General features: G+C 66.7%; 17 protein-coding genes. 14 read left to right on the top strand and 3 right to left on the bottom strand.

Annotated features, from left to right (window positions below; all coding sequences use genetic code 11):
- The coding region (gene pspM / locus VEI45_RS13285) for a phage shock envelope stress response protein PspM (RefSeq protein WP_414687472.1) at positions 1–407 on the top strand (407 nt) is incomplete at its 5' end.
- Here the strand turns inward: pspM and VEI45_RS13280 are convergent.
- Both VEI45_RS13280 and VEI45_RS13275 read right to left on the bottom strand, forming a co-directional pair.
- Positions 404–826, bottom strand: coding sequence for a DUF5313 domain-containing protein (locus tag VEI45_RS13280; protein WP_324853869.1), 423 nt, complete (start codon positions 824–826; stop codon positions 404–406). The genes pspM and VEI45_RS13280 overlap by 4 nt on opposite strands.
- A 25-nt stretch (positions 827–851) precedes the next feature.
- On the bottom strand, positions 852–1,271 hold the full coding sequence (locus tag VEI45_RS13275) for a limonene-1,2-epoxide hydrolase (RefSeq protein WP_324853867.1): 420 nt from the start codon (positions 1,269–1,271) through the stop codon (positions 852–854).
- Between the two features lie 54 nt (positions 1,272–1,325).
- On the opposite strand from VEI45_RS13275, the gene VEI45_RS13270 reads away from it, so the two are divergent.
- The 7 genes from VEI45_RS13270 (at position 1,326) to VEI45_RS13240 (ending at position 8,670) form a co-directional block, all read left to right on the top strand.
- Complete coding sequence (locus tag VEI45_RS13270; RefSeq protein WP_324853865.1) at positions 1,326–2,498, top strand: glycosyltransferase; 1,173 nt, start codon at positions 1,326–1,328, stop codon at positions 2,496–2,498.
- A 10-nt stretch (positions 2,499–2,508) separates the two neighbouring features.
- Positions 2,509–2,703, top strand: coding sequence for a DUF3046 domain-containing protein (locus VEI45_RS13265; RefSeq protein ID WP_324853863.1), 195 nt, complete (start codon positions 2,509–2,511; stop codon positions 2,701–2,703).
- A 231-nt stretch (positions 2,704–2,934) separates the two neighbouring features.
- On the top strand, positions 2,935–3,642 hold the full coding sequence (gene msrA / locus VEI45_RS13260) for a peptide-methionine (S)-S-oxide reductase MsrA (protein WP_324853861.1): 708 nt from the start codon (positions 2,935–2,937) through the stop codon (positions 3,640–3,642).
- 182 nt (positions 3,643–3,824) lie between these two features.
- Entirely contained in the window at positions 3,825–5,969 is a 2,145-nt protein-coding gene (recA, locus tag VEI45_RS13255) for an intein-containing recombinase RecA (RefSeq protein ID WP_324853859.1), read from the top strand.
- Positions 5,935–6,462: a recombination regulator RecX gene (gene recX, locus VEI45_RS13250; protein ID WP_324853857.1), complete on the top strand. Its 528-nt coding sequence runs from the start codon at positions 5,935–5,937 to the stop codon at positions 6,460–6,462. The genes recA and recX overlap by 35 nt, the downstream gene beginning before the upstream one ends.
- A 67-nt stretch (positions 6,463–6,529) precedes the next feature.
- Positions 6,530–8,047: a tRNA (N6-isopentenyl adenosine(37)-C2)-methylthiotransferase MiaB gene (gene miaB, locus VEI45_RS13245; RefSeq protein ID WP_324853874.1), complete on the top strand. Its 1,518-nt coding sequence runs from the start codon at positions 6,530–6,532 to the stop codon at positions 8,045–8,047.
- Entirely contained in the window at positions 8,044–8,670 is a 627-nt protein-coding gene (locus VEI45_RS13240; RefSeq protein ID WP_324853855.1) for a hypothetical protein, read from the top strand. The genes miaB and VEI45_RS13240 overlap by 4 nt, the downstream gene beginning before the upstream one ends.
- Here the strand turns inward: VEI45_RS13240 and VEI45_RS13235 are convergent.
- A complete protein-coding gene (locus VEI45_RS13235; protein WP_324853853.1) occupies positions 8,667–9,989 on the bottom strand; it encodes a DUF349 domain-containing protein in 1,323 nt (440 codons plus the stop codon). The genes VEI45_RS13240 and VEI45_RS13235 overlap by 4 nt on opposite strands.
- Positions 9,990–10,299: 310 nt before the next feature.
- Between VEI45_RS13235 and VEI45_RS13230 the strand changes: the two genes are divergently transcribed.
- The 6 genes from VEI45_RS13230 to VEI45_RS13205 form a co-directional block, all read left to right on the top strand.
- On the top strand, positions 10,300–11,241 hold the full coding sequence (locus tag VEI45_RS13230; RefSeq protein WP_324853872.1) for a DMT family transporter: 942 nt from the start codon (positions 10,300–10,302) through the stop codon (positions 11,239–11,241).
- A 109-nt stretch (positions 11,242–11,350) separates the two neighbouring features.
- Positions 11,351–12,256 (top strand): DMT family transporter, encoded by a 906-nt coding sequence (locus VEI45_RS13225; RefSeq protein WP_324853851.1) that lies wholly within the window; start codon positions 11,351–11,353, stop codon positions 12,254–12,256.
- A 111-nt stretch (positions 12,257–12,367) separates the two neighbouring features.
- Positions 12,368–13,282, top strand: coding sequence for a DMT family transporter (locus tag VEI45_RS13220; protein ID WP_324853849.1), 915 nt, complete (start codon positions 12,368–12,370; stop codon positions 13,280–13,282).
- A 9-nt stretch (positions 13,283–13,291) separates the two neighbouring features.
- Positions 13,292–13,987: a hypothetical protein gene (locus VEI45_RS13215; RefSeq protein WP_324853848.1), complete on the top strand. Its 696-nt coding sequence runs from the start codon at positions 13,292–13,294 to the stop codon at positions 13,985–13,987.
- Positions 13,984–14,889, top strand: a complete 906-nt coding sequence (gene miaA / locus VEI45_RS13210; protein ID WP_324853846.1) for a tRNA (adenosine(37)-N6)-dimethylallyltransferase MiaA — start codon at positions 13,984–13,986, stop codon at positions 14,887–14,889. The genes VEI45_RS13215 and miaA overlap by 4 nt, the downstream gene beginning before the upstream one ends.
- Before the next feature lie 60 nt (positions 14,890–14,949).
- Positions 14,950–15,035: hypothetical protein (locus tag VEI45_RS13205; RefSeq protein ID WP_324853871.1), on the top strand; the 86-nt coding region annotated here is incomplete at its 3' end.

The raw sequence follows: 15,035 nt of genomic DNA, 5'->3' as shown, positions 1-15,035 counted from the left end.
GCTTCTTCTCGCTGCTGGGCGTCATGGAGCGGGGCAACATGCTGCCCGCCACCGAGATCCGCGACCTGACCACCGCGGCCAACAAGACCGCCACTGCGATGGCGGCAACCGCGGCTGAGGTGGTGTCGATGGAGCGGGCGGCGGACTGCACTCCGCAATCACGCTCATACCTGGTGCCCACCATCAACGCGTTCACCGCGCAACTGAGCGCCGGCGTCCGTCAATACAACGAAATGGTCACTGCCGCAGCGCAATTAGTGTCGTCGGCGAACAACGATCCGCTGGATTCCATTGCCGGATCATCGGTTTCACGGCAACGCTACCGCGACGAGCTGGTCGGTGCGACGGATCGGCTGGTCGGTTGGGCGCAGGCCTTCGATGAACTCGGCGGGCTACCGCGAAGTTAAATGTCGTGGCCGCGGAACGGGCCCGACTCGGGCCGCGGCCCGTAGCGTTCGATGTAGGCCTGGTGGATGTGGGCATCGCGCTGGCGACGGCGTTCGTCCACCAGATTCGGGTCGAGGTTGTGCACCTGCAGCATGTGGCGGCGCCACACCTTGTTGAGCGCATGCGAGAAGTACACGAACGGGATCAGGATCGGCAACGTCATGCTCAGGTGGACGTCCAGCGTCGTTGGGATCAGCCAGAACGGGGCAAGCACCAAGACCGCTGGAACGGCGACGCGGGTCATCATCCGCGTGGTGGCGCCCTTACCCGTCAGATCGTTGCGCACCCAGTCCCGCATCGAGTCGGGTAGCCGCCCGCCGCAGCAATACCGGACGTACTGGAGTGCGCTCGGCTTGGTGCGGACCGTGTTGTCGCTCATCGAACTGTCCTTCCGAACCGCGGGGTCAGAACGACGCCCGCAGCGACGGCACCACCAATCCGGCCAGGCCTCGTACCGTCGCCTTGAACATGTCGAAGAAGTCGAAATAGTCGCGCCACAGGGTGATCTGCCCGCCGTGCACCTCGAACACACCGCAGACCCAGAACTGGAGCCGAAGCGGGCCGAAGATCAGCGCGTCGGTGCGTTCGGTGAGCACAGCAGCGCCGTCGGCGGCGATGCGATGGATCTTGACCTCGAACGCGGCACCACCCAGCGAGCTGAAGAGCTTCATCGTCCTGTTGCGCCCGTGGATCGTCGGTAACCCGACGTTCTGGTACACCAGATCCTCGGCCAATGCGGCGCCTGCGGTTTCGAGGTCCGTGTCCTGCAGCGCATGTAGGAAGCCCTCGACAGTGCGGGTGTTCTCGAGAGTCTGCTCGGTCATGGCCTCCAGCCTAACGGGGATTCGAGCGGTCGGCGGCTGTGGCAGGGTAGGACGATGCGCGTCGCCGTGGTGGCCGGGCCGGACCCCGGGCACTCGTTTCCCGCCATCGCGATGTGCCAACGCTTCCTCGCAGCCGGTGACACGCCGACCCTGCTCACCGGCACCGAATGGCTTGAGACTGCTCGTGCCGCCGGCGTCGACGCCGTCGAACTGGCGGGGCTCGACCCCACCGCGGACGACGACGACCGCGACGCCGGCGCCAAGCTCCATCAGCGCGCCGCGCGGATGGCCGTGCTGAACCTTCCGCAGCTGCGGGCGATGGCGCTGGATCTGGTGGTGTCCGATGTCATCACCGCCTGCGGTGGGATGTCGGCCGAGCTGCTGGGAATCCCCTGGATCGAACTCAACACGCATCCGCTCTACCTGCCGTCGAAAGGGCTGCCGCCGCTGGGCAGCGGACTGGCGCCCGGCACCGGCATCAGGGGCCGGCTGCGGGACGCCGCGATGCGCGCGCTGACCGCGCGATCCTGGCGGGCCGGTATCCGGCAGCGAGCGGCGGCCCGCGTCGAGATCGGTTTGCCCGCCACCGATCCCGGGCCGCTGCGGCGCCTGATTGCCACGCTGCCCGCGCTGGAAGTTCCGCGCCCGGACTGGCCGGCCGAAGCCGTCCTGGTGGGTCCGCTGCATTTCGAGCCGACCGAGCAGGTGCTGGCGATCCCACCCGGTTCCGGGCCGGTCGTGGTCGTCGCGCCGTCGACGGCATTGACCGGGACGCGGGGGATGGCCCAGACCGCCCTGGACTGCCTAGTACCCGGAACCGGTTTGCCCGTCGGCGCACGCGTGGTGGTGTCGCGGCTCAACGGTCCCGACCTGACGGTGCCGTCGTGGGCGGTGGCCGGGCTGGGACGGCAAGACGAACTGCTGACGCATGCCGACCTGGTGATCTGCGGCGGCGGGCACGGAATGGTGGCCAAGACGCTACTGGCCGGTGTGCCGCTGGTGCTGGTTCCCGGCGGAGGGGATCAGTGGGAGATCGCGAACCGAGTGGCGCGCCAGGGCAGCGGGCGGCTAGTTCGGCCGTTGACGGCTGAGGCGCTGGTCAGCGCAGTCGATGAGGTGCTGTCCACGCCGACCTACCGGGAAGCGGCCCAGCGCGCCGCGGGCAGCGTCACCGACGTCGCCGATCCGGTATCGGTGTGCCACGACGCGCTCGCGACTGCTGGGTAATTTGGTTCGCGTGCGTCTAACGGAGTTCCACGAGCTGGTCACCATGCGGTTCGGCGCCATCTACGGCGCCTCGGTGCTGTCCGATCACGTGCTGACCGGCTTCGACGGGCGCACCGGCGCGCAGGCGATCGAGGACGGCGTGGACCCGCGCGACGTGTGGCGGGCGCTGTGTGTGGACTTCGACGTCCCACGCGAACAGTGGTGAAATAAGCGTTGGTTGCGGCCTTCTCGCTCGCCCCGACCAGCACGCGGCGCGCGCACTGGCCATTTGTGGCGTCTCGGCGGACTCGGTCCGCCGCGCTGTCATCGACCGAGTCGGCACGGGCCCGAAGCTGCCGAGTGGCCACATCCTGTACGAGAACTTTCTGTACGTGTATTACGTGTACTACGTGTAATGAAGGTACTCAATGGTGTGCAACCGAATGCGGAGGCCGGCGTGAATACTGCGACTTTTCGCTGGCGAGCGATCCTGGCGGCTGGGCTGGCAGTGGTGGGACTCGCCGCGACGGTGTTCCTCGTCCGATATCCGGTGATGCCGCCCGCGAGTGGGACGACGGCGAGCGCAATTCCGGCACCTATGGTCGACGAACCGGCGACGGGGCGCCCCAAGGCTGAGACCGCGGTCCTGGCCGGTGGCTGCTTCTGGGGCGTGCAGGGCGTTTACCAGCACGTCAAAGGGGTAGCAGCGGCCGAATCTGGATACGCGGGAGGAAATGCGGCGACAGCTGATTACGAGACTGTCAGCACCGGGACGACCGGGCACGCCGAGACGGTGCGCATCACCTACGACCCGACTCAGGTTACCTACGGCCAGCTGTTGCACATCTTTTTCGCCGTCGTGCAAGATCCGACCGAACTCAACCGTCAGGGACCCGACGTGGGCACTCAGTATCGTTCGGTGATCTTTGCTCAGGACCAGACCCAACGGAACATCGCGGATGCCTACATCGCCCAGCTGAACCAGGCGGGCGCCTTCCCCGCGCCGATCGTCACCAGCGTGTCGTCGGCAGCCCAGTTCTTCCCTGCGGAGGCCTACCACCAGGACTTCTTCGACTTGAATCCGAACAACCCGTACATCGTCCAAAACGACTTGCCCAAGTTGGACGCGCTTAGGTCGACGTTCCCGGACCTATACCGCGGCTAGCCGGCACTGCTTCTCGTCGGCGATACGGCGCGCCTACTTGTCATCGAACACATGTTCGCTAATGTGGTCGGTGTTCGACGGTCAGATGCTGGTCAGGGCACTTGTCAGACCCTGCCTCTAGCGTCGCGACCAACTGACCGAGACCGGTCAATCGAACACCGACTACACCGAGAGGTAGCACCATGACGCAAGCCCCTGACCGCGAGAAGGCCCTCGAACTGGCGATGGCCCAGATCGAGAAGAGTTACGGCAAAGGTTCGGTGATGCGCCTCGGTGACGAGGTGCGCCAGCCGATCTCGGTCATCCCGACCGGGTCGATCGCACTGGACGTGGCCCTGGGCATCGGCGGCCTGCCGCGCGGCCGCATCGTGGAGATCTACGGTCCGGAGTCTTCGGGTAAGACCACCGTCGCACTGCACGCGGTGGCCAACGCCCAGGCCGCGGGTGGTATCGCGGCGTTTATCGACGCCGAGCACGCGCTGGACCCTGACTACGCCAACAAGCTTGGTGTGGACACTGATTCGCTGCTGGTCAGCCAGCCCGACACCGGCGAGCAGGCGCTGGAGATCGCTGACATGCTGATCCGCTCCGGCGCGCTGGACATCCTGGTCATCGACTCGGTGGCCGCGCTGGTGCCGCGGGCAGAGATCGAAGGCGAGATGGGCGACAGCCATGTCGGACTGCAGGCCCGGCTGATGAGTCAGGCGCTGCGGAAAATGACTGGCGCGCTGAACAATTCGGGTACCACGGCGATCTTCATCAACCAGCTGCGCGAGAAGATCGGTGTGATGTTCGGGTGTGGATCTTGGTACACCAACGTCACCTTGGCCGACGGATCGACTGAAAAGCTCGGAAAGATTGTGAACCAGAAGATGGACGTCGAGGTCTTGTCCTACGACTTCGAATCCGGTCAGATCGTGCCGCGCAAAGTGACCAACTGGTTCAACAACGGGAAGGCAGAAGAGTTCTTGCACTTCAAGGTTGATCGGCCCGGAGGCGGGACTGGACGCGGTCACGCTAGCTTGGCCATGACTCGGAACCATCTCATCCGAACCCCGGGTGGCTGGCGTGAAGCCGAAGACATCAATGTCGGTGATCGTGTGCTACTGGCCCAGCCGAGTCTGCTCAGTGATCAGCAATGGGAAGTTGTGCTGGGTTCCTTGATGGGCGACGGATGTCTCTCTCCTCCGGTGCGGCAAGATTCGGAATCTGCGCGACTTCGTATCGGCCATGGGGCGAAGCAATCGGCATACCTTGATTGGAAATGCTCATTACTGGCGAACATTCCGCACTGCCGCACCAGTAATAGCAAAGGAGCAGTGTTCGCAGACTTCACTCCGCTCTCCGAGCTTCATGAGCTCATGAGCGCGGTGTATTTGGGCGATGGCAAGAAGTTCCTCTCTGAGGAGTACCTCAAGGCGCTAAGCCCGTTGGCGCTAGCCATTTGGTACATGGACGACGGTTCCTTCAGTCTTCGGTCCAAGGGCTTACAGCAGCGCACTCAAGGCGGTAGCGGACGAATCGAGATCTGTGTTGAGGCAATGACCGAGGGGTCCCAGGTGCGTCTTCGCGACTATCTACGCGACACCCATGGCCTGAACATACGACTGCGGAAGGCTGGTGCGGCAGGTAAATCCGTACTGGTCTTCTCTACGCAGGCCACTGCAAGGTTCCAGGAGCTCATCGCGCCGTACGTGCACCCGTCCATGGCGTACAAGCTGCTTCCACGCTTCCGTGGTCAGTTCAACGTGGAACCGGAGTTTGTGACACCGACGATGCAGCTGGTGCCGGCGCGTGTCACCGAGATCGAGTCGAAGACGAACTATCAGAAGATGGACCGCTTCGATATCGAAGTCGAGGATTCGCACAACTATTTCGCTGATGGTGTGATGGTACACAACTCGCCCGAAACAACCACGGGCGGAAAGGCTTTGAAGTTCTACGCCTCGGTGCGTTTGGATGTGCGGCGGATCGAGACGCTCAAGGACGGCACCGATGCGGTGGGTAACCGCACCCGGGTCAAGGTCGTCAAGAACAAGGTGTCGCCGCCGTTCAAGCAGGCCGAGTTCGACATCCTCTACGGCAAGGGCATCAGCAAGGAAGGCTCGCTGATCGACATGGGCGTGGATCAGGGCTTCATCCGCAAGTCCGGGTCCTGGTTCACCTACGAGGGCGAGCAGCTGGGTCAGGGCAAGGAGAACGCCCGCAGCTTCCTTATGGAGAACACCGACGTGGCCAACGAGGTCGAGAAGAAGATCAAGGAAAAGCTCGGCATTGGCGCAGTGGTGACCGATGACAGCGTCTTGCCCGCCCCCGTCGATTTCTGAGCCGTCTCGCGAGGAGCTGGCGCGGGCATTGTGCCTGCGCCTGCTCACCGCGCGGGCGTGCACCCGCGCCGAGCTGGCCGGTCAACTGGCCAAGCGCGGTTATACCGACGACCTCAGCGCCCGGGTACTAGACCGGCTGGCCGAGGTTGGGCTGGTGGACGACGCCGGATTCGCCGAACAGTGGGTGCACTCGCGGCGGGCGAACGCGGGAAAAGGCAAGCGCGCGTTGGCCGCTGAGCTGCACACCAAGGGCGTCGACAACGACGTCATCACCTCGGTGCTCGGCGGAATGAATCCGGCTGCCGAGCGCGGCCGCGCCGAGCAGCTGGTGCGGGCCAGGCTGCGGCGGGAGAACCTGGGTGACGACAACGCCGCCGCCCGGGTGAGCCGCCGGCTGGCGGGGATGCTGGCGCGCCGCGGGTTCGACCAGACGATGGCCTATGACGTGGTCAGCGCCGAGTTGGCCGCCGAGCGGGAGCGCAGGCGCGTCTAGACGCGTCCGGGTAGACCACGGCAGCACCGGTGGCCAGCAGTCGCCGTACCATGGCCCCGTGACTTCGATGGTGGCATCGGACGCGGCGGCTGAACGCTCGCCGTTGGCGTCGCGCCGCACCTACCAGGTCCGCACCTACGGATGTCAGATGAACGTTCACGACTCGGAGCGGTTGGCGGGCCTGTTGGAAGCGGCGGGCTACCAGCGCGCGCTCGACGGCGCCGACGCCGACGTGGTGGTCTTCAACACCTGCGCGGTGCGCGAGAACGCCGACAACAAGCTGTACGGCAACCTCAGCCACCTGGCCCCGCGCAAGCGCAGCAACCCGGATATGCAGATCGCGGTGGGCGGCTGCCTGGCCCAGAAGGACAAAGACACGGTGCTGCGTAAGGCGCCGTGGGTCGACGTCGTCTTCGGCACCCACAACATCGGATCGCTGCCCGTACTGCTTGACCGGGCCCGGCACAACAGAGTTGCTCAGGTCGAAATCGCCGAGGCGTTGCAGGAGTTCCCGTCGGCACTGCCTGCAGCTCGCGAATCTGCTTACGCCGCTTGGGTTTCCATCTCGGTTGGGTGCAACAACAGCTGCACCTTCTGCATCGTGCCGTCGTTGCGGGGCAAGGAGGTCGACCGTAGCCCGGAGGACATCCTGGCCGAGGTGAGGTCGCTGGTGGAGACCGGCGTGCTGGAAATCACGCTGCTGGGCCAGAACGTCAACGCATACGGCGTCTCGTTCGCCGACCCTCGGTTACCGCGCAATCGCGGCGCCTTCGCCGAACTGCTGACCGAATGCGGACGCATCGACGGGCTGGAGCGGGTGCGGTTCACCTCGCCGCATCCGGCCGAGTTCACCGACGATGTCATCGACGCGATGGCGCAGACGCCGAACGTCTGCCCCGCCTTGCACATGCCGCTGCAATCCGGGTCGGACCGGGTGTTGCGTGCGATGCGGCGGTCGTATCGCGCCGAGCGTTTTCTCGGCATCATCGACCGGGTGCGGGCGGCCATGCCGCACGCTGCCATCACGACCGATTTGATCGTCGGCTTCCCCGGTGAGACCGAGGAAGACTTCGCCGCGACGTTGGACGTCGTTCGGCGGGCCCGGTTCTCCGGCGCGTTCACCTTCCAGTACTCCAAGCGCCCCGGCACCCCCGCCGCCGAACTGGACGGTCAGCTGCCGAAAGCCGTCGTTCAGGAACGGTATGAGCGACTGGTGGCGCTGCAAGAGCGCATCGCACTCGAGGAGAACCGCGACCAGATCGGACGCACCGTCGAGTTGCTGATGGCTACCGGCGAAGGCCGCAAGGACAGCCGCACCGCCCGGATGAGCGGGCGCGCGCGAGACGGCCGGCTGGTGCATTTCACGCCGGGCAGTCAGCAGGTGCGCCCCGGTGACATCGTCACGACGATCGTCACCGACGCCGCGCCGCACCACCTCATCGCCGACGGCGACGTCGTCAGCCACCGCCGCACCAGCGCCGGTGACGCCTACGCCGGCGGGCAACGTCCCAGCGGTGTCCGTCTTGGCATGCCGGGCGTCGGGCAACCGGCCGCGGCGGTGGAACCTCTGGGGTGCGCGCGATGAGCGAAAGCGGGCGTAAGCAAGGCGAGTTCGACGATTTCCGGGCTGACATTGAGGCGGCGGAACGGCGCATCGCCCGCGAAATCGAGCCGGGTGCAAGAGCTTTGGTTGTTGCCATCCTAGTCTTCATACTGCTCGCATCGTTCATTTTGCCGCATACCGGCAACGTGCGCGGATGGGATGTGCTGTTTTCCACGCATGGTTCGGGGGCGGCCGCGGTGGCGCTGCCATCACGAGTATTCGGTTGGCTAGCACTGGTTTTCGGCGTCGGCTTCTCGATGTTGGCGTTGTTGACCCGGCGCTGGGCGTTGGCCTGGGTCGCTTTGGCCGGTTCGGCGGTGGCCAGCGCTGCCGGGTTGCTGGCCATTTGGTCGCGGCAGACCGTGGCCGCCGGTCATCCGGGCCCCGGCGCAGGTCTGGTGGTTGCATGGATCACCATCATCTTGCTGACGTTTCACTGGGCCCGGGTGGTGTGGTCGCGCACGATCGTGCAACTTGCCGCCGAGGAGCAGCGCCGTCGAGCCGCCGCGCACCGGCAGTCCCTAACGCTGCTGGAAACGCTCGACGACTCCGAACAAACCGAGGCGCCCAACCACAACGGCAACGGGTCGGCTAGCTCGGGCTAAGGCTTGCGGGTCAGCGCATCCGCGGCGGCGTCAGCCCATTGCCGCCACTGCTCGGCATTGGCCTTGGCCTCCTCGGCTTCCTTGCTGCGCCCCGCCGCCTCGGCCTTCTGGGCCTGGCGTTCGAACTGCTCGGCGCGCGCTTGGAACTGCTCGGCGCGGGCCTGAGCCTGAGGGTCAGACCAGTCCGATTCGCCGGCGTCACGCACCTTCTTCTCGATTGCGCGCAGCCGGCGCTCGAGCTCGGCCGACCGTTCGCGCGGCACCTTGCCGATCGCGTCCCACTTCTCGGCGATCGAACGGAGTGTCGACCGGGCGGCCTCGTGATTGCTCGTGTCGAGCTTTTCCGCCTCGGCCAGCAGCGCCTCCTTGGCGGTGGCGTTGGCCTGCAACTCGGCGTCCCGCTCGGCGGTCGCGGAGTTACGCGCCCTGAAGAAGGTGTCCTGGGCAGCCTTGAACCGGCGCCAGAGCGCGTCGTCGACGTCGCGGGCCGCACGTCCGGCGGCCTTCCACTCGGTGAGCAGATTGCGGAACTCGGCGCTGGTCGCACCCCAGTCCGTCGAGTCGACCAGCTCTTCTGCCTTCACACAGAGTTGCTCTTTCGCCTCGCGGGCACCCGCGCGCTCGCGGTCCAATTCCGCGAAATGGGATCCGCGTCTCCGGTTGAAGGTTTCCCGCGCCGCCGAGTAGCGCTTCCACAGCGCGTCGTCGGTCTTGCGATCCAAACCGCTGATCGTCTTCCATTCGTCGAGGATCGCGCGCAACCGGTCGCCGGCGGCTTTCCACTGCGTCGAGGTGTTGGCCAGCTCCTCGGCTTCGGTGGCCAGGGCCTCTTTTCGGGCGGTCTGGGCTGCGCGTTGCTCGTCGCGGCGGGAGCGATCGGCGGCGGCGACGGCTTCGGCCCGCTCGGCAATGCCGGCAAGCCGTGCGGCCAGCGCATCGACATCGCCGAGCACATGCGCGGTCGGCAACGTCTCGGCCAGCCCGGCCGCGGTGGCTTTGATCTTGCGCGCGTCGCCCGTGCCCGAAGCCAGCCGCTCTTCCATCAGCGCCACCTCGGTGCTCAAGTCGTCGAATCGCCGACCGAAATGGGCGAACGCGGCTTCGGCGTCGCCGGCCTGCCAGGACCCGATGACCCGCTCGCCCGTCGCGTTGATCAGCCATACCGTTCCGTCGGCGTCGACGCGTCCGAATCGATGTGGGTCGTTGGCCAGCGGCCCGGGGATTGGGTGCGGGTGGGGACGGGAAGTTGGTTTGGGCCCGGGCCGCGGTCCCGGCCGTGGGGTGGGCCGGGTTTCGTTGTGTGGCTCGTCAGGCGTCATGAGCTGCCGTCACCTACCCTTCGCGCGGCTATTGGCCGCGCACCTGCCGCGCATTGCGGCGCCGTCAACTGCGCTCGCGGGGAGTCGTCAGGGTCCTCCGTCGCGATCTCCCCAGTCGATCTCCCCAGTATTGAAGCAGCTTGTCGCGCGGTGCGTTCCGAGTTGGCGTTGCAGCCGCCCACGGGCCAGGTTTTTCGGCGTCAATTCGGGCCGTGGCGTTAGCCGGAATTACCCCTTGTTCGTGAAACAATTTTCCACTTGGCATGTGTAAATAGCGGCATGCGGCCGGGGCCGGACGAGGGGGTCTCCCATAGCGAGGGTCGATATCGCGGCGTTACTCGCGTTGGTCGCGGCGTTGATATCCGGGGTCGGGGATGTGATCCGTCAGCGGTCTGCGCAGGAAATCACCGACGAACGGGTCGGGCACTTCGAGTTGTTCTGCTTGTCGTTACGTGACATCCGCTGGTGGTGGGGCGGCCTGGCGGCGGCGGCCAGCTTCGGCCTGCAAGCCATCGCGCTGGTGCTGGGGTCGGTGGTGCTGGTCCAGGCGCTGCAGGTGACGGCGCTGCTGTTCGCATTGCCGACCAATGCGCGTTTGACCCGTCACCCGGTGACCCGTTGGGAATGGCTGTGGGCGGTTTTACTGGCCGCGGCGGTAGCGGTGTTCATCGCCGTCGGCGACCCGGCGGCCGGCTACCAGCGCGGCTCGCTGAAGATCTGGATGGTCGTGGCCGTCGTGATGGGGCCGGCATTGGTGTTGTGTGTGCTGGGCGCGAGAATCTGGTCGGGAGCGGGTGCCGCGGTGCTGCTTGCGGTGGTGTCGGCGTCGTCGTGGGCATTATTCGCGGTGCTGACCAAAGGCGTCATGGAGGTGCTCCGAGGCGGCCCGGGTGCGTTGCTACGAGCGCCCGAACTGTATGCCTGGATACTGGCGGCGTTGGTCGGGACGGTGTTTCAGCAGTCGGCGTTTCGCGCCAGCACGCTGACCGCCTCATTGCCTGCGATGACCGTCGCCGAACCGGTGGTGGCCTCGGTGCTTGGTGTCACCGTGCTCGGCGAGACGTTGGACACTCCCGGTCCTCAAATGTTTGTGCTGGCGGCGGCGGTGGTCGCGGTGATCGTCGCGACCACGGCCCTGGCCCGCGGCGAGGCGGCGACCATGGCCGCTGACGGCGATCGACCGGCGGCGTTCCCCGGCCGGGGGGCCGGGGTGTTGGCGGAACGTTCGATGGCAACGAGCGTCGAGGTGTGACCGACCCTCGCGCTGCCCTCTCCGCGTCTCAGCGGAATTCCTGGAAAACTGATGGTGAAAAGTCGGTTCAGGTAGCCGATTGAGGGCTGGCCCTCGGCGAGGAGATCGCATGTCGAAAGCGGATTTCGCGGCGTTGATCGCGCTGTGCGCCGCGTTGGCGTCCGCGATCGGCGACGTGGTCCGCCAGCGGTCGGCGCAGGAGATCACCGACAAGCAGGTCGGCCACCTCGAGCTCTTCCGGTTGTCGGTGCGCGACAGGCGGTGGTGGTTGGGCGCCACCGGCGCGGTCGCCAATTACAGCCTGCAGGCCGCTGCGCTGGCGCTGGGCTCGGTGATGCTGGTGACGGCGTTGCAGGTGACCTCGCTGCTCTTCGCCCTGCCGATTTATGCGCGGCTGGCTCATCACCGGGTGACGCGCTCGGAGTGGACGTGGGCGGTGTTGCTGGCTGCGGCGTTGGCGGTCCTGGTCACCGTCGGCCACCCGGGTGGCGGCCACTCGCGGGGTTCGCCGGAGATCTGGGCGGCGGTGGCCGTCGTGATGGGGCCGATCTTGGTCCTTTGCGTGCTCGGCGCCCGCATCTGGTCGGGCGGTTCGCTGGCGCCAGTGCTGTTGGCGGTGGTGGCGGGCTCCTCGCTGGCGCTGTTCGCGGTGCTGACCAAGGGCGCCGTCGGGGCGGTTTCCGGCGGCTTCGGGGCATTGCTGCGTGCGCCGGAGGCGTACGGTCTGATACCGGCCGCGCTGGCGGGGATGATCTTTCAGCAGTCGTCATTTCGCGCCGGTGCGCTGACCGCCTCGCTGCCGACGGTGACCGTGGCGAAGCCGGTGGTTGCGTCGCTGCTCGGCGTCCTGGTGCTCGGCGAGGCGTTGCACGCCGACGGACCCGAAATGTTTGCGTTGATCGCCGCCGCGGTCGTCGTGATCGTCTCGACCATTGCCCTGGCTCGTGGCGAGGCGGCCAGCATCGCGGCCGGCGCGGGACGTGATGTGATCGTCGTCGAAAAGGCGCCGTCGTAAGGTTGGTGTTCGCGGCGACGCGCCGTGCCGAAGCCGCCGTTGCCCAGCTCAGTAGCGTGCGCATGGAACAGTTGGTCTGTCAGCCAAACCAGCGGGGGGAGGAAGTTGCCCATGGACCGGGCATATGTCGCCATACTGCTTGCCCTGGGCGCTGCGCTGGTATCGGCGATCGGCTCGGTCATCCGGCAGCGTTCCGCGCACGAGATCGTCGACAAACCCGTCGGCGCATGGGAGTTGTTCCGCCTGTCATTGCGCGACACCCGATGGTGGTTGGGCGGTGCGGCCGCGGTGGGCAATTACGCCCTGCAGGCCGCGGCGCTGAGCCTGGGGTCGGTCATGTTGGTGACCGCGCTGCAAGTGACGGTGTTGCTGTTCGCGTTGCCGATCAACGCTGCGATCACCCACCACCGGGTCACCACTTGGGAATGGTTTTGGGCAGTGTTGCTGGCCGGCGCGGTCGCAGTCATCCTGGCGGTCGGGAATCCGACGGCGGACCAGCAGCGCGCCCCGCTGGAAACCTGGGCGGTGGTGACCTTGGTGATGGGCCCGGCATTAGTGCTGTGTGTACTGGGCGCCCGAATCTGGGCCGGCGCGGTCGCCGCGGTGCTGCTCGCGCTGGTTGCGGGTTCGGCGTTGGCGCTATTTGCGGTGCTGACCAAAGGTGTCGAGGAGGCGGTCCACGGCGGCTTGGGGGCGTTATTGCGCGCGCCCGAGCTGTATGCCTGGCTCGCCGTTGCGCTGGCTGGAATGGTGTTTCAGCAGGCGTCATTCCGCGCCGGCGCGCTCACCGCGTCATTGCCGACGATGACCCTGGCCAAACCGGTGGTGGGATGGATCTTGGGAATCACCGTGCTCTCTGAGGACCTGCACGTCAACGGCATCGAGATTGTTGTCCTGGTGGCGGCGGTGATCGTGATGATCGTGTCGACTGTGGCGCTGGCCAAGGGCGAGGCCACCGACATAGAGGCGCTCGGCACGGGACGGTTGAAAGCCACTCCGCAAACCTTGGCGCCGTCGGAACGTTAGTTTAATTGCGTGTTGAGCACCATCGCGATCATTCCGTCCGCGCCGGTGCTGGTCCCCGAGCTCGCCGGGGCCGCCGCCGACGAGGTGGCTGAGTTGCGAGCGGCCATGGTCGCCGCCGTCGCCGCGCTCCCGCCGCGCTGGGTGGTCGTCGGGGTGGGCTCAAACGACACAGCGGACGTCATAGTCGGCCCGGAAAGCGTCGGGACCTTTGCGGGTTTCGGTGCCGATCTGGCGGTGCGACTCTCGCCGCAGGCAACCGGCCAGCCGGCCGAGCTGCCGCTCTGCGCGTTGATCGCCGGGTGGATGCGGGATCAGGCTCAGCTGGACGCCCGCGCCGAGGTCCGTGTCTACGCCGCGAACCACGATGCCGACACTGCGCTGGCCCTCGGTCGGCAGTTACGCCACGAGATTGACGACGCGGCCGAGTCGACGGGTGTGTTGGTTGTCGCCGACGGGGCGAACACCTTGAACCCCGCCGCGCCGGGCGGCCACCACCCCGCCGACGTCGAGGTTCAGTGGGCTCTTGACGAAGCTTTGGCTTGCGGTGACGTAGCCGCGTTGAGCCAACTGCCCGGGCAAGTCGTAGGCCGGGTGGCCTTCGGTGTGCTGGCGGGTCTGACCGAACCGGCGCCCCGATCAGCCAAGGAGCTCCACCGGGCGGCACCCTACGGCGTCGGGTACTTCGCCGGTGTCTGGCAGCCGTGAGGCCGCTGGCGATCGTCGGCCCGACGGGAACCGGTAAGTCGCAACTGGCGCTGCAGGTTGCCGAGCGGCTCGGCGGAGAAATCGTGAATGCCGACGCGATGCAGTTCTACCGCGGGATGGACATTGGCACCGCAAAACTGCCTGTCGCGCAACGCCGCGGCATTCCGCATCACCAGCTCGACGTCCTCGACGTCACCGAGACCGCGACCGTCGCCCGCTATCAGAGCGCCGCCGCCGCCGACATCGAGGCGATCGCGGCCCGGGGGAGGGTACCGGTCCTGGTCGGTGGGTCGATGCTCTACATCCAATCGCTGCTCGACGACTGGTCGTTCCCGACGACCGACCCGGCCGTGCGGGCGAAATGGGAGCTGCGGCTTGCCGAGGTCGGGGTGGGCCGCCTGCACGCCGAACTGGCTGGCCGCGATCCCGCCGCCGCGGCGTCGATCCTGCCGACCGACGGCCGGCGCATCGTGCGCGCGTTGGAGGTGGTCGAACTCACCGGTCAGCCGTTCGCCGCGTCGGCGCCCGTCATCGGTACACCGCGCTGGGACACCGTGATCATCGGATTAGATTGCGACACTGAGCTTCTCGACCTGCGACTGGCCCGCCGGACCGAGGCGATGTTCGATGACGGTCTGGTCGATGAAGTGACCAGACTGCTCGGATGCGGGTTGCGTAACGGCGTCACTGCCGCACGGGCGCTCGGCTACGCGCAGGTGATCGCCGACCTCGACGCGGGCGGCAACGGCGACGGTGCGCGGGAGCCGACGTTCATCGGCACCCGCCGCTACGTGCGCCGCCAGCGGTCGTGGTTTCGCCGCGACCACCGGATCCATTGGCTGGATGCCAACGCGTCCGACAATGCCGACGCCGCGCTAGGAGCCTGGCGGCACGTATCCTGAGCAGGTGATCCGCGCCGACGACGATAATCCCGGCGCAGCCGGGATTGAGGAGTGGCGCGCATGATCTTCGCCAAAGGCCATGGCACCCAGAACGACTTCGTGTTGCTGCCCGACCTGGACGCCGAGCTGACGCTGACACCCGCGGT

This window comes from Mycobacterium sp. (assembly GCF_035623875.1).
In the GTDB taxonomy this organism is placed as follows: domain Bacteria; phylum Actinomycetota; class Actinomycetes; order Mycobacteriales; family Mycobacteriaceae; genus Mycobacterium.
Note: the sequence above shows the minus strand (reverse complement) of the source record. Positions and strands in the feature narration are given on the sequence as shown.